We start from the raw sequence: 13,338 nt of genomic DNA on the forward strand, positions 1-13,338 counted from the left end.
GCGCGTTTTATGTCTGGTCATACCAAGAACTGGAAACGCTACTGAGTCCTGAAGAATTACAAGCGCTACAAACTGAATTTACAGTCACTGCAGAGGGCAATTTTGAAGGCAGCAACGTCTTACAACGGCAAAAGGGCGGAAATCTATCCCATGATGCTGAATCAGCGCTCAAGAAGCTATTTAAGGCGCGTTATGGTGCTTCCTCCCTGGCTACGTTCCCACCGGCAACGAATAATAGTGAAGCTAAGCAAACCCAATGGCAAGGACGCATCCCCCCCGTTACCGACACCAAAATGATCACCGCTTGGAATAGCTTGATGATTTCCGGTTTAGCTAGGGCATATGCGGTATTTGGGGAAGCCCACTACTGGAATAGTGCGGTGAAAGCAGCGGACTTTATTTGGGACAATCAGTGGGTAGAAGGACGCTTCCATCGTCTCAACTACAACGGAAAAGCCACTGTCTCTGCCCAATCTGAAGATTATGCCCTCTTCATCAAAGCCCTCTTGGATCTTCATGCCTGTCATCCTGAACAAACCCAATGGCTAGACAAAGCCACCCAACTCCAAGCCGAATTTGATCAATATCTGTGGAGTGTGGAAACCGGTGGTTATTTCAATACAGCAAACGATAGCAGTCAGGATTTAATTGTCCGAGAACGAACCTATATCGATAATGCTACCCCTGCTGCCAATGGCGTTGCGGTTGCCAACCTGGTCCAACTGTTTGAAATCACGGAACAAACTGATTATCTCGCCAGCGCTGAAAAAACCCTACGTGCCTTTAGCAGTATTATGGAAAAGTCTCCCCAAGCTTGTCCTGGGTTATTTTCGGGTTTGGATTGGTATTTGCAAGGCACCTTAGTCCGTTCAACGCCTGAACAGTTGCAAGGATTAGCCAGTCAATATTTACCCACCTGCACCTATCGTGTGGAAACGTCTCTACCAACGGGTGCCGTCGGTTTAGTCTGCAAAGGCTTAACCTGTTTAGAACCAGCAACAAATACAGAACAAATGATGACACAAATTAGTCATCAGTAAGCAAGTATTATGATAAGGAAACTGAGAGAAGAGGGGAGAGTGTGACTAGTGACCCAAATCAGTTAAAGGAGCAAGGTAAGGGGAGAAAGTCAAAGATTACGCCTTCGGAAAACGGAAGGCGCCTGCGCGTGACCGTTGGTGAATGTTGGCATCTCTTGAAACTTTCCTCTTATCCCTTGTTACTTTAATGGCTTGTTGCCGATTGCCGATCCATTAACTAAGACCCAATAATAAACAACAAATAATCAAGAATCAATAACAACTCATGTGGACTGATTTATTACAACCAAGCTTAGTATTAGGGAAACCGGTCATCCATCTTAGTGCTGACATTCTCAAACAACATCAATTGCAAGGTTTAATTTTAGATGTTGATGAAACCCTAGTTCCCCTAAAATCCCGTCAGGCTTCGGATGAATTAATTACTTGGGTAGAAGAAATTCGCCAAGTCGCTAAGATTTGGTTAGTCAGTAACAACCTTAGGGAAAATCGAATTGGGGGAATTGCCAAGTCTTTGGCACTCCCCTATATTTTAGGGGCACGAAAGCCCTCTCGGAAACGTCTGCGTGAAGCTGCTGATGGGATGCAGTTACCCGTTGATCAAATTGCTATGGTCGGTGATCGCATTTTTACCGATGTTTTAGCGGGAAACCGTTTACAAATGTTTACAATATTAGTTGAACCCATGGTCGATCCGGCTGTGGTTGATCGCAGTTACCCGATTCGTCGTTTAGAAGTGCAAATTTCTCGTTGGTTAGGAGTCAGTTTAAAAGATAAAGGTCAAAGTTCACCCCAGACTAACAAACCCACATCAAGCTAAATATAAAAAAAATATAAAAAAATAAATAGTAACAAAACGAGATATGCAATGATAAAAATCGATACAAATGGGGTCAGCCGATATAAAGACCCTAAATATATTAAAACTCGATATAGTTAGGGCAATTATCCGCAATATAAGGGTGATTGCCCTAATTGCTTAGAAATCCTCCCTCATCCTCCATGTCTCAAACCATCGTTGTCAAAATTGGTACCTCTAGTGTTACTCAGCCTCAAACCGCTTCTCTGGCTATTGCTAATATTGCTGCACTAGCAGAAACATTGACTGAGCTTCGTTCTAATCACATGAGGGTGATCTTAGTTTCATCAGGTGCGACTGGCGTAGGGTGTGAACGCTTAAACTTAAAAGAACGACCGCGAACCATTGCCCTGAACCAAGCGGTGGCAGCGGTGGGGCAAGGGCGACTGATCCGAATTTACGATGATTTATTTTCCACGTTACGCCAGCCGATCGCGCAAGTGTTACTGACGCGCCAAGAGCTCATTCAACGGAATTCTTACGTCAATATTTATAATACGTTTCAGTCGCTGCTGGAGTTAGGGGTTATTCCTATTGTCAACGAAAATGACACGGTAGCAGTCGAGGAGCTTAATTTCGGGGATAACGATACAATGTCGGCACTTGTAGCGAGCTTAGTAGAAGCCGACTATCTCTTTCTCCTCACGGATGTGGATCGACTTTATTCAGCCGACCCCAGACACAACCCAGAAGCACAACCGATTCAAAAAGTGGTGACCCGCGAAGAACTGGAAGAATTACAAAGTAAGGCAGGCAAAAGCGGTTCTCAATGGGGAACCGGTGGCATGGTAACCAAGCTAGAAGCCGCTCGCATTGCGACAGGGGCGGGTGTTAAAACCATTATCACCCACGGACGCCGACCCAAAGATATTCATAAAATTCTGGCTGGAGAAACCATCGGGACGCAGTTTGAAGCGCAACCCCGTGGAGAAAATGCTCGTAAACGCTGGATTGCCTATAGTTTAGTACCAGTGGGACAATTGTATTTAGATGAAGGGGCGGTTACAGCGATCCGCGATCGCGGTAAATCTCTCCTCGCTGCTGGTATTACACGGGTGGAAGGCAATTTTCAAGCGGGAGAAGCAGTGGCGTTATGTGATGGGGACGGGAAAGAAATTGCTCGGGGTCTAGTCAACTATAGTAGTGCCGAACTGCAGCAAATTCGCGGTTCCCAATCGCAAAGTATCCCCTCTATTCTTGGTTATACCAATACCGAAACGGTGGTCCATCGCGATGATATGGTGTCAGTTTTATAGCAAATTTCTGTACCGAAACGCACCAAGTTTGGCAAAATAGACTCTGTAGTGATTCTTAAATGATGAAGTCGAAATTTGTCCTGCTTAAGGCAATAGGCGACAGGGAACAGAGAACAGGCGACAGCGTTAGACAATCACTCAAATTACTCAGTTTGTACTTCATCAAGATAGAACGTGCTATATCCGTATTTTGAAATGAATGAATTCTCCACACCAATGAGCAAACCGCAAACTCTCTTCGATAAAATCTGGAATCAGCATTTAGTAGATGAACAAGATGATGGCACTTGTCTGCTCTATATTGATCGTCATTTAATCCATGAAGTGACCAGTCCCCAAGCTTTTGAAGGACTCCGTTTAGCTAAGCGTACCCCCCGTCAACCGCAAGCAGCCCTTGCTGTCGCCGATCACAACGTTCCCACCTCAGATCGCTCAGAAGGGATTAAAGAACCGCAAAGTCGCCTGCAAGTGGAAACTCTCGAACGCAATGCTGAAGAAATGGGGATTCCGCTGTTTCGCATGAGTGACGAACGCCAAGGGATTGTCCATATTATTGGTCCCGAACAAGGCTTAACCCAACCGGGAATGACGATTGTTTGTGGCGATAGCCATACCTCTACCCATGGGGCATTTGGGGCGCTGGCGTTTGGGATTGGTACCTCAGAAGTGGAGCACGTTCTCGCGACCCAGACGCTACAAGCGAGAAAGCCCAAAAATATGAGAATTACCGTAGAAGGTTCACTACCGCTAGGAGTGACAGCAAAAGACATTATTCTCGCCATTATCGGCAAAATTGGTACCGCTGGCGGAACCGGTCATGTCATCGAATACGCGGGAGAAGCCATTCACAGCTTAACCATGGAAGGGCGGATGACCATTTGCAATATGTCCATCGAAGCCGGGGCACGTGCTGGATTAATCGCCCCCGATGAAACCACCTTTAACTATATTAAAGGTCGTCCGCTTGCTCCTCAAGGCGAAAATTGGGAAAAAGCGGTTGCTTACTGGCAGTCTTTACCCTCAGATGCCGGGGCAACGTATGATAAGGAAGTCACTTTAAAAGCGAGTGAAATTATTCCCCAAGTGACCTGGGGAACGAGTCCGCAAGACGTTTTACCGATTACCGAAAGCGTCCCTGATCCCGATGACTTTAGCGATTTTAATCGTCAGCAAGCGGTCAAACGAGCCTTAGAGTATATGGGACTGACACCCGGGACCAAACTCACCGAAATCCCGGTTGATACCGTGTTTATTGGCTCTTGTACCAATGGACGCATTGAAGACTTGCGAGCAGTAGCCAAAGTTGCGGAAGGGCGTAAAGTGGCTGATGGCGTCTATGCGATGATTGTTCCCGGTTCTGGCTTAGTGAAACATCAAGCCGAACAAGAGGGCTTAGATATTATCTTTAAGCAAGCGGGGTTTGATTGGCGTGAACCCGGTTGTTCCATGTGCTTAGCCATGAATGCCGATCAATTAAAGCCAGGAGAACGCTGTGCTTCCACCTCGAACCGCAATTTTGAAGGACGACAAGGACGCGGCGGACGCACCCATTTAGTGAGTCCTGCCATGGCGGCTGCGGCTGCAGTAACTGGGAAATTAACCGATGTACGAGAATTAGATCATTAAGGGAATTATGGAGAAATTTACAACCTTAACGGGGATTGCTGCCCCTTTACCGATGATGAATGTTGACACGGATATGATTATCCCCAAGCAACATCTCAAAACCATTAAACGGACAGGGTTAGGCAAAGTTTTATTTGATGAGTTACGTTTCCAAGAAAGTGGTGAGGAAATTCCCGATTTTGTTCTCAATCAAGCCCCCTATCGCGAGGCAAAAATTTTAATTGCAGGAGATAACTTTGGCTGTGGTTCCTCCCGAGAACATGCGCCTTGGGCCTTACTCGACTTTGGTATTCGCTGTGTGATTGCACCGAGTTTTGCCGATATCTTTTTCAATAACTGCTTCAAAAATGGCATTCTGCCCATTGCTTTAGGACAAACCGAAGTGGATACGTTAATGGCGGATGCGCAAAATCCCGAAACCGTAACCATGACCGTTGATTTACCCGAACAAGTGATTCGCCGCCATAATCAGGAAACCATCCCATTTACAGTCGATGAGTTTCGGAAGCACTGTTTACTCAATGGCTTAGACGATATTAGTTTAACCTTGCAGAAAGCCGAGCAAATTGGCGACTTTGAACGCCAGCAACAGGAGTCTTTGCCTTGGCTATGGGCCAATCGTTAGGGAACTCTAACCGCAATTGCTGCCTCTGCCAGAAGAAACGACATCATAGGAAATTCAGCCCTCAAAAATTACGGTTCGGATATCCCTACTCAGTTAAGGCTTAGCACTCCCTAAAAGAGAGTGCTAAATTGACTATTGATGGACGACGACAATAAAAATTACAACGATGCCTAAAATCGTATCTTTTAACGAAAAAGCAAGACGCTCTCTCGAACGAGGCGTTGATGCCCTGGCAAACGCTATCCGCATCACGCTTGGTCCGAAAGGACGCAATGTCTTATTGGAAAAACAATATGGTGCTCCCCAAATCGTCAATGATGGGATTACTGCTGCTAAAGAAATTGAATTAGAAGACCCTCTCGAAAATACGGGCGCTCGCTTAATTCAAGAAGTCGCCTCGAAAACCAACGATGTTGCTGGAGATGGGACAACCACCGCTACAGTCCTTGCCCAAGCAATGATCAAAGAAGGATTGAAAAACGTTGCTGCGGGTTCTAACCCCGTTGCAGTGCGTCGAGGGATTGAAAAAACAGTAAATTATTTAGTAGACGAAATTGCCAACGTTGCCAAGCCGGTTGAAGGAGACGCGATCGCGCAAGTGGCAACGGTTTCTGCGGGCAATGACGAAGAAATCGGTGAAATGATTGCTAACGCCATGGAGAAAGTCACTAAAGATGGCGTGATCACCGTCGAAGAATCAAAATCTCTTGCCACTGAACTCGATGTGGTAGAAGGGATGGAAATTGATCGCGGTTATCTTTCTCCCTATTTCATCACCGACCAAGAACGGCAAATTGTCGAGTTTGAAAATCCTCGCATTTTAATCACGGACAAGAAAATCAGCGCGATTCAAGATTTAGTGCCGATCTTGGAACAAGTCTCTCGGGAAGGACAGCCCCTACTCATCATTGCAGAAGACATTGAAGGGGAAGCCTTAGCCACTCTCGTGGTGAACAAAGCCCGGGGCGTGCTCAATGTTTCCGCCATTAAAGCCCCCGGTTTCGGCGATCGCCGCAAGCAGATGTTACAAGACATTGCTGTTCTCACCGGTGGACAACTCGTTTCCGAAGATGTGGGCTTAACCATCGACTCCGTTTCCGTTGATATGCTGGGAACTGCGCGCCGAGTAACCATTGACAAAGACAGCACCGTGATTGTTTCCAACGGTGAAAATAAAGGCGATGTCGATAAGCGCGTCAACCAAATTCGCAAGCAACTCGCTGAAACCGATTCTGAGTACGATAAAGAAAAACTGCAAGAACGTATTGCCAAACTCGCTGGCGGGGTTGCGGTGATTAAAGTCGGTGCGGCGACTGAAACCGAACTCAAAGAACGGAAACTCCGCATTGAAGATGCGCTCAATGCAACGCAAGCGGCTGTTGAAGAAGGGATTGTTCCCGGTGGCGGTACGACGCTGATTCACCTCGCGGCAAAAGTTGCCGAATTTAAAAATACACTCACCCATCCCGAAGAGAAAATTGGTGCCGCGTTAGTCGCGAAAGCCCTAGAAGCGCCCTTGTCTCAAATGGCAGATAATGCTGGTGCAGAAGGCTCTGTCGTCGTGGAAAATGTTCGGGATACTGAATTTAACGTCGGTTACAATGCCCTCACCGGTGAATATGAGGACATGATTGCCGCGGGTATTATTGATCCCGCAAAAGTGGTTCGCTCTGCCCTGCAAAATGCCGGTTCTATTGCGGGGATGATTATCACCACAGAAGCCTTAGTGGTTGAAGAACCCCAAGAAGAAGAAGCCGGTGCTGATCCATCCGCTGCTATGGGCGGCATGGGCGGCATGGGCGGTATGGGAGGCATGGGAGGCATGGGAATGATGTAATTCCCTCTCCTGTCTTCTCTCGCCCCAACAGACAGTCTGTCGTTCAGGCAGGCTGTTTTTATTGTTGGTCATCACTCATTAGTTCTCTTAAATTGGTTGAGGAGGAGTGTGTTCTGTCCCCTCCTCGGAAAAATTAGTAGCCGAGCGGATAGTGGGGGTAATACCCTTTGGAGTCAACTTGCACTTGCTGATTATTCAGCTCAGTGTTGGAAAAAGCACTGGAGCCGTTAACGGCAGCATTGCTGGTGTTGGACTCTTGGATGGAAAGTTGACCTTCTGCGAAAGTAACTTTTCAAAGTGACAATAAAAGCAGAAGGGCGAGCTGGAGATACACGACGATGAGACGGACCGATCTAAACTACCTTGTTATCGCGCTGCTTGTGGGGGGCAGCCTCTACCTGTTGCTCAGTGGGCTAATGATGGACGCGATGGGCTTGCACCGCTTTGCCTTTCACGCTCAGGTGGGCTATGCTTGGGTAGCCCTGGCCGTGGTGCATTTGCTTTTCAGTTGGGGACGGCTATTAGCTTACTGGAGACATCGGTTGAGGCCTCACCCCCATCGAGACCGGTCAGGACAACTCCCAGAACCGCAAGAACAGGTGCCAGAACCGAGACGGCGTCGTTGGTTAGTCTCGATTCTGTCCGGAGCCGGAGGCTTCATTCTCGGACGACTATTCCCGGGTCAGCGCGCAGTGGATCTGACGGAGTCGGTCACTGATGTGGGGCAATTTTACCATCAGTGGAGCCGAATCGGAGCGGGTAAGGCACTGGGAATGCTTCTCACTCCTGGCGGACAGCCAGAGCCGTATAAGACTTACCCCCAGGCAGAACAGATTGATCTACCTCGCCCCTACGGTGAGCAGGGGTTGAGCCTGGAGTTGGCGATTGAAACTCGACGCTCCAGGCGCGATTACACCGACGCTGCCCTATCCCTGTCGCACCTGTCGCACTTACTGCACTTAGGGCAGGGCCTCACGAGTCCCGACCGGGAATTGCGGGCTGTCCCCTCAGCCGGCGCTCTTTATCCTCTGGAAGTGTATGCGGTGGTGCATCGTGTGGAGGGATTGCCGGCGGGGATTTACCATTACGCGGTCAGGAACCACAAACTAGAAAGGCTGCGAGCTGGAGACTTTCGGGCAGCAATCGTAACTGCCGGACTGGGGCAAGACTTCTTGGCACAGGCAAGTGTCTGCTTTGTCATTTCTGCCATTTGGCAGCGGACCCGCTGGAAGTACCGCGAGCGCACCTACCGCTACGTGCTGATGGAAGCGGGACACCTAGGGCAGAACCTCTACTTGGCGGCTACCTCACTCGGCTTGGGTGCGGTGGCGGTTGGGGCTTTTTTTGATGAGGCGCTCAATCACCTGCTCGAACTAGATGGAATTGAGGAAGCAGCGCTTTACCTGGTTAGTGTGGGACAGATAGCCACCGAGAGCCAAAAGTTTGGGGGGAGGTGAGCCAAAACTCGGCAGCATTTTTGCACTTCCTCTTGGCCTCCGATTGGAGATCGGGCCTTGAGTGTGTTTGTTGAATTCGCCAACCGGATCTGAGAAGAGTTCGGGCTATTCCACAAGCATCAGCAGATTTCTTACACTAGAGGAAACAAAAGTTCCCGCTCCATGGTACGCCAACTATTTCTCCTAGTCATTCTTGTTTTAGCTGCTTGTAGTAATGTTTCCGCTAGCTCTTATCCAACTGTAGAAGTGATCAGTGTGAGTGATGGCGACACCATAACGGTCAAAGAAAACGGCTCAAAAACTACTGTCAGATTAGCTTGTATTGATGCTCCAGAAAGGTTACAGAAGGGGGGAACTGCTTCTACTAACTACCTGAAAAAGTACATCGCAGCCGGAAAAACCGTTGGTCTTAGAAAAGTGACGACTGACCGTTCTGGCAGAACCGTTGGCGAAATTTATCGAAATGGCGATTCACTGAATTTAATCATGGTTCAACGAGGACAAGCGGTTGTTGATGAGCGCTATCTTGATGCCTGTTCAGATCGAAAAAAACAATTTCTACAAGCCGAACAACGAGCTCAATCATCTAACTTAGGATTTTGGAAGCAGCCAAATGTTATGCCTTGGGAGTATCGCCAAGGGATACGGGAAAATTCTTCAACATCAAATTCAGAAAACAATGTATCAAGCTTACCAAGCTGCATTGAAAGTGACAGTGATTGTTCTGATTTGGCTCTCAGTAACGGACAAAAAATAAAAAGAGCGGTTGCCAAGTGAGACAAAGAAGGGGTTTCATGGAAGGTTACCAAACCTGACCAAGAAACCCCTATGAAACAGATTAACTTACTTCGTAACACCCTGAAACCCTGATTAGGTTGGCACAGAGCCAGACTCAGTTTCTTGTTCTTGGCTCTATCCCTGATTGCCCTATTGAGAGTGACTCGTTCCCCGGAATTGAATTCCGGGGCTTGCGAGTCACCGTTGGTGAAAACCATCAACTTAACCGAAGTACGGCATGAGCTATGGTTCAAAACTTTCCCCTTTCCCATGAGGCAATAAAAAGTTTCTGTCAACGCTGGCAGATTACGGAATTTACTTTGTTCGGTTCGGTATTGCGTCACGATTTTAACGCTGAAAGTGATATTGATGTATTAGTTACGTTTGATGCCAATTTTCAGCGTGGCTTGAATGAAACGTTACAGATACAGGAAGAATTAGAAACACTATTGGGTCGTGAAGTTGACCTAATTATTAAATCGGCGATCGCGCAGGGAACCCAATTAGAGGTTCGACAATTTGCAGCGTAACTGATGATGATCACATGATGTTCTTGCCTCCCACTACCATCACTTTTTTAACAGCGATTGCCCTAAGCAAGTCACTATGGCGACATCGCGCCTCCTCCAATTTTCAAATCAGTTAAAATAAATGGGAAAATCAAGACAAAATTGCTTTCTCCCTCGAGATGATTAGAAAATAAGGAGTGAACGATGCAAGTTAAAGATTTAACAGTTGAGGAATTGAAAGACTTAATTCGAGAAGTTATAGATGAGGTTCTTGAACAGGTATCAGTGGATCCCGATGAGGGAAAATCAATTAAACCTGAGATTCAACAAGAGTTACACAAAAGACAACATTTGCGCCAAACTGGAGAAAACAAGTTAGTGAGTTCCCAAGAGGTAATGAAAGAATTGGGAATTGAATAATGGCTTATACGGTTCAGTATGATGCCCAAGCCGTAACCGAGTTGAAAAAGCTACCACCAAAATCAGGAAAGCGAATCGTTAATAAAATTAACTGGTTAGCAGAAAATTTAGATCAAGTTAACTTATTTCCCTTATCTGGAAATTGATCAGGATTTTATAAATTAAGAGTAGGTGATTATCGAGTGATCTATAGTTTGGATCAAAATTTAGAAACAATCGTTATCGAAAAAGTTGGGCATCGTCGGGAAATTTACAAAAGCTAAATTCGTTAACATTGATGTTGCCTAATTCTGGAATATTGTTGCTGATCGCGCCCTTCTTCCTCATCCCGATTAGGCTACTTCTCGTGCTTCGCGATCGCGCCTCTGGCTACTATCATCTTTACTTGCTACGATCGCGCCCTCTTCATCCACAAACTGATCGCGCAGGGAACCCAATTAAAGGTTCGACAACTTGCAGCGTAACTGATGATGATCAAATGATGATCTTACCTCCGATTAACATTACTTTTTTAACAGCGATTGCCTTAGGCAAGTCGGATCGCGACATCACGCTCTTCCTCTCCATCTCGACAACGCGATCACAACGATCTCCACATTCTAAAGAGGCTAAGATAAAACAGATCAAACCGAGGAGATCAATTAAGGCAGGATGGAATATGAGCAATTAATTTTTTCTAGTCATGCAGTTAAGCAAATGTTTGCTCGAAAAATTAGTAAAGCACAAGTAAAAACCATTTTGGCTACAGGAGAAGTAATTAAGGAATATTCAGATGATTCGCCTTATCCAAGCTACTTATTTTTAGGTTTTGTTGCTAGCCGTCCTATCCAGGTTGTGGTAGGCTTCGATGCGATAATGAAACGGGCTTTTATAATTACAACTTATCAACCCGATTCTCAACTTTGGGAATCCAATTATAAGAGGAGAAAGAAAAAATGAAATGTTTAATTTGCCAACAAGGAGAAACTCGGCAGGGTAAAGTAACAGTTCCGTTAGAAAGGGAAGGAGTCATTTTGATTTTTAAAGATGTGCCTGCTGAAGTCTGTGAAAATTGTGGTGAATATTATTTAAGTGAACAGACAACTGATTTATTGTTAGAACAAGCAGAAAACGCGATCGCGCAGGGAACCCAATTAGAGGTTCGACAATTTGCAGCGTAACTTATGATGATCCTGCCCTTCCTTCCAATAACTACAACTAATCGCGCTCTTCCTGCCTATCCCCACAACCGATGGCGCAAGCCGGCGCCGGAGGCGCATCGCGCCTCTCATTTCTAGCGCCAGATTGTGCTCTTGGTTTCCCTTTTTCTTCATGCGCTAGGATTATTATAACCAGCCAATCCAAACCGCTTTAACGGCATGAGCTATGGTTCAAAACTTCCCCCTTTCCCATGAAGAAATAAAAAGTTTCTGTCAACGCTGGCAGATTACGGAATTTGCTTTGTTCGGTTCGGTATTGCGTCACGATTTTAACGCTGAAAGTGATATTGATGTATTAGTTACGTTTGATTCCAATTTTCAACGTGGCTTGAATGAAACGTTACAGATACAGGAAGAACTAGAAATACTATTGGGTCGTGAAGTTGACCTAATTATTAAATCGGCGATCGCGCGTAGTGCGAATTGGCAACGTCGTCAAAACATTTTGGAATCAGCAGAAGTGATTTATGCCGCGTGATCTGGAATCTTTAATTGATATTCAGCAAGCAGGAAAACGAATTCAGAAGTTTTCTATGGGGATAAGCTACGCTGAGCTTGTGGTCAATGAGGAAAAACTCTCAGCAATTTTGTACCAAATTACTATTATTGGTGAAGCAACAAAACGCCTTTCCTCTGAATTATATGAATAATATCCAGGGATTACTTGGCGCAATTTAGCTGGGATGCGTAATGTAATTGTGCATGAATATGATCAAGTTGATCTAGATATAGTTTGGGATGTCATACAATATAAAATTCCTGATTTATTAGAAAGTTTAGATGTTATTATAGCTGAGAAAGAATAATTTTCTTGAGCTATTAAATGCGATCGCGCAGGGAACCCAACTAGAGGTTCGACAATTTGCAGCGTAACTGATGATGATCTTGCCTCCCACTACCATCACTTTTTTAACAGCGATTGCCGTAGGTCAAGTCCCATAGCGACATGGCGCTTCTCTTCTAATTCTTATCTCTATGGTGTAATTAAATCCAAGTTGGAAAAATAGGTTTCATACCGACCCTTATCTCTTGTCAAAAGAGTCATTTTTTGAACAACAGCATGAGCCCCAATATAAAAATCAGGTAGGGGTGAACGTTTAGTTCCTCTACGACGGCGGTAAGTCAAAAAACATTTACCTGCTAAAAAAAGCAGCTTGGTAAGGAAGAGGATCATAGCGAAAGTAATTTTTAGGGAGTGCAGTTTGTAATTCTTCTACTTGAGCAAAGCCAATTGAAATTTCAGCATAAATAATGGGATTAATGACTAAAGTTGATCGATTTGCGAGCTCAGTCAGCTGGGAAGCAGACCATTGAAATCATTGTTCATCTTCGGTAAATATATCTAAAATGACATTACTATCCACTAAAATGTCAGTCATATTTAGTGACGAGTCATTTCCATAATTTCATCAGTCGTTAGATTAGATGTTGCTTTACCTCTCATGGTTTCTATGAGTTTTTTTCCTACATTATTCAATGAAGAATCTTGTTTGTTGTAAATTTCTAATTTGTTATCTACAACTTGTAATTCTACTTCGGTTCCCGGCTCTAAACCCAGTTGAGAAATGATTTCTGAAGGAATCTGAATTTGTCCTTTTTGGTTGATAGTTACTTTTGACATTTTGATCGATCAGTGGCTCATTATTCTGATTCCCAGTTTACTTGATCGCGCTTTCCTTTCCCTCATCCCGATTAGGCTACTTCTCGTGCTTCGCGATCGCGCCTCTGACTAC

At 45.5% G+C, this 13,338-nt stretch carries 14 protein-coding genes and 2 pseudogenes; 15 read left to right on the forward strand and 1 reads right to left on the reverse strand.

The annotated features are described in order from the left end of the window. The 15 genes and pseudogenes from GVY04_20570 to GVY04_20640 all read left to right on the forward strand — a co-directional run. A partial coding sequence (locus tag GVY04_20570; protein ID NBD18435.1) for a thioredoxin domain-containing protein occupies positions 1–1,040 on the forward strand: 1,040 nt, incomplete at its 5' end. Positions 1,041–1,305: 265 nt separating this feature from the next. After that, on the forward strand, positions 1,306–1,860 hold the full coding sequence (locus GVY04_20575) for a YqeG family HAD IIIA-type phosphatase (GenBank protein NBD18436.1): 555 nt from the start codon (positions 1,306–1,308) through the stop codon (positions 1,858–1,860). A 182-nt stretch (positions 1,861–2,042) separates the two neighbouring features. Beyond that, positions 2,043–3,155: a glutamate 5-kinase gene (gene proB / locus GVY04_20580; GenBank protein NBD18437.1), complete on the forward strand. Its 1,113-nt coding sequence runs from the start codon at positions 2,043–2,045 to the stop codon at positions 3,153–3,155. Between the two features lie 216 nt (positions 3,156–3,371). Further along, positions 3,372–4,781, forward strand: coding sequence for a 3-isopropylmalate dehydratase large subunit (leuC, locus tag GVY04_20585; protein ID NBD18438.1), 1,410 nt, complete (start codon positions 3,372–3,374; stop codon positions 4,779–4,781). 7 nt (positions 4,782–4,788) lie between these two features. Then, the gene (leuD, locus tag GVY04_20590) at positions 4,789–5,406 is read left to right on the forward strand and encodes a 3-isopropylmalate dehydratase small subunit (protein ID NBD18439.1); all 618 of its coding nucleotides are present in this window, start codon (positions 4,789–4,791) and stop codon (positions 5,404–5,406) included. 166 nt (positions 5,407–5,572) lie between these two features. Beyond that, positions 5,573–7,243: a chaperonin GroEL gene (gene groL / locus GVY04_20595; protein NBD18440.1), complete on the forward strand. Its 1,671-nt coding sequence runs from the start codon at positions 5,573–5,575 to the stop codon at positions 7,241–7,243. A 380-nt stretch (positions 7,244–7,623) separates the two neighbouring features. Next, complete coding sequence (locus GVY04_20600; protein ID NBD18441.1) at positions 7,624–8,700, forward strand: SagB/ThcOx family dehydrogenase; 1,077 nt, start codon at positions 7,624–7,626, stop codon at positions 8,698–8,700. A 162-nt stretch (positions 8,701–8,862) separates the two neighbouring features. After that, complete coding sequence (locus GVY04_20605; protein ID NBD18442.1) at positions 8,863–9,477, forward strand: micrococcal nuclease-like nuclease; 615 nt, start codon at positions 8,863–8,865, stop codon at positions 9,475–9,477. Positions 9,478–9,722: 245 nt separating this feature from the next. Further along, complete coding sequence (locus tag GVY04_20610; GenBank protein NBD18443.1) at positions 9,723–10,007, forward strand: DNA polymerase subunit beta; 285 nt, start codon at positions 9,723–9,725, stop codon at positions 10,005–10,007. A gap of 183 nt (positions 10,008–10,190) precedes the next feature. Next, positions 10,191–10,406, forward strand: a complete 216-nt coding sequence (locus GVY04_20615) for a hypothetical protein (GenBank protein ID NBD18444.1) — start codon at positions 10,191–10,193, stop codon at positions 10,404–10,406. Then, positions 10,406–10,669, forward strand: a pseudogene (locus GVY04_20620) (type II toxin-antitoxin system mRNA interferase toxin, RelE/StbE family). Before GVY04_20615 ends, GVY04_20620 begins: the two are co-directional and overlap by 1 nt. Before the next feature lie 388 nt (positions 10,670–11,057). Continuing rightward, positions 11,058–11,345 carry a DUF4258 domain-containing protein gene (locus GVY04_20625; GenBank protein NBD18445.1) on the forward strand — a complete coding sequence of 96 codons (288 nt, stop codon included), beginning with the start codon at positions 11,058–11,060 and terminating at the stop codon, positions 11,343–11,345. Next, positions 11,342–11,566, forward strand: coding sequence for a YgiT-type zinc finger protein (locus GVY04_20630; protein ID NBD18446.1), 225 nt, complete (start codon positions 11,342–11,344; stop codon positions 11,564–11,566). The genes GVY04_20625 and GVY04_20630 overlap by 4 nt, the downstream gene beginning before the upstream one ends. A gap of 205 nt (positions 11,567–11,771) precedes the next feature. After that, on the forward strand, positions 11,772–12,083 hold the full coding sequence (locus tag GVY04_20635; protein ID NBD18447.1) for a DNA polymerase subunit beta: 312 nt from the start codon (positions 11,772–11,774) through the stop codon (positions 12,081–12,083). After that, positions 12,073–12,411: pseudogene (locus GVY04_20640) on the forward strand (DUF86 domain-containing protein). Before GVY04_20635 ends, GVY04_20640 begins: the two are co-directional and overlap by 11 nt. Positions 12,412–12,986: 575 nt before the next feature. Here the strand turns inward: GVY04_20640 and GVY04_20645 are convergent. After that, on the reverse strand, positions 12,987–13,226 hold the full coding sequence (locus GVY04_20645) for an AbrB/MazE/SpoVT family DNA-binding domain-containing protein (protein ID NBD18448.1): 240 nt from the start codon (positions 13,224–13,226) through the stop codon (positions 12,987–12,989). Positions 13,227–13,338 lie beyond the last annotated feature (112 nt).

The sequence above is a fragment of the Cyanobacteria bacterium GSL.Bin1 genome (assembly GCA_009909085.1).
In the GTDB taxonomy this organism is placed as follows: domain Bacteria; phylum Cyanobacteriota; class Cyanobacteriia; order Cyanobacteriales; family Rubidibacteraceae; genus Halothece.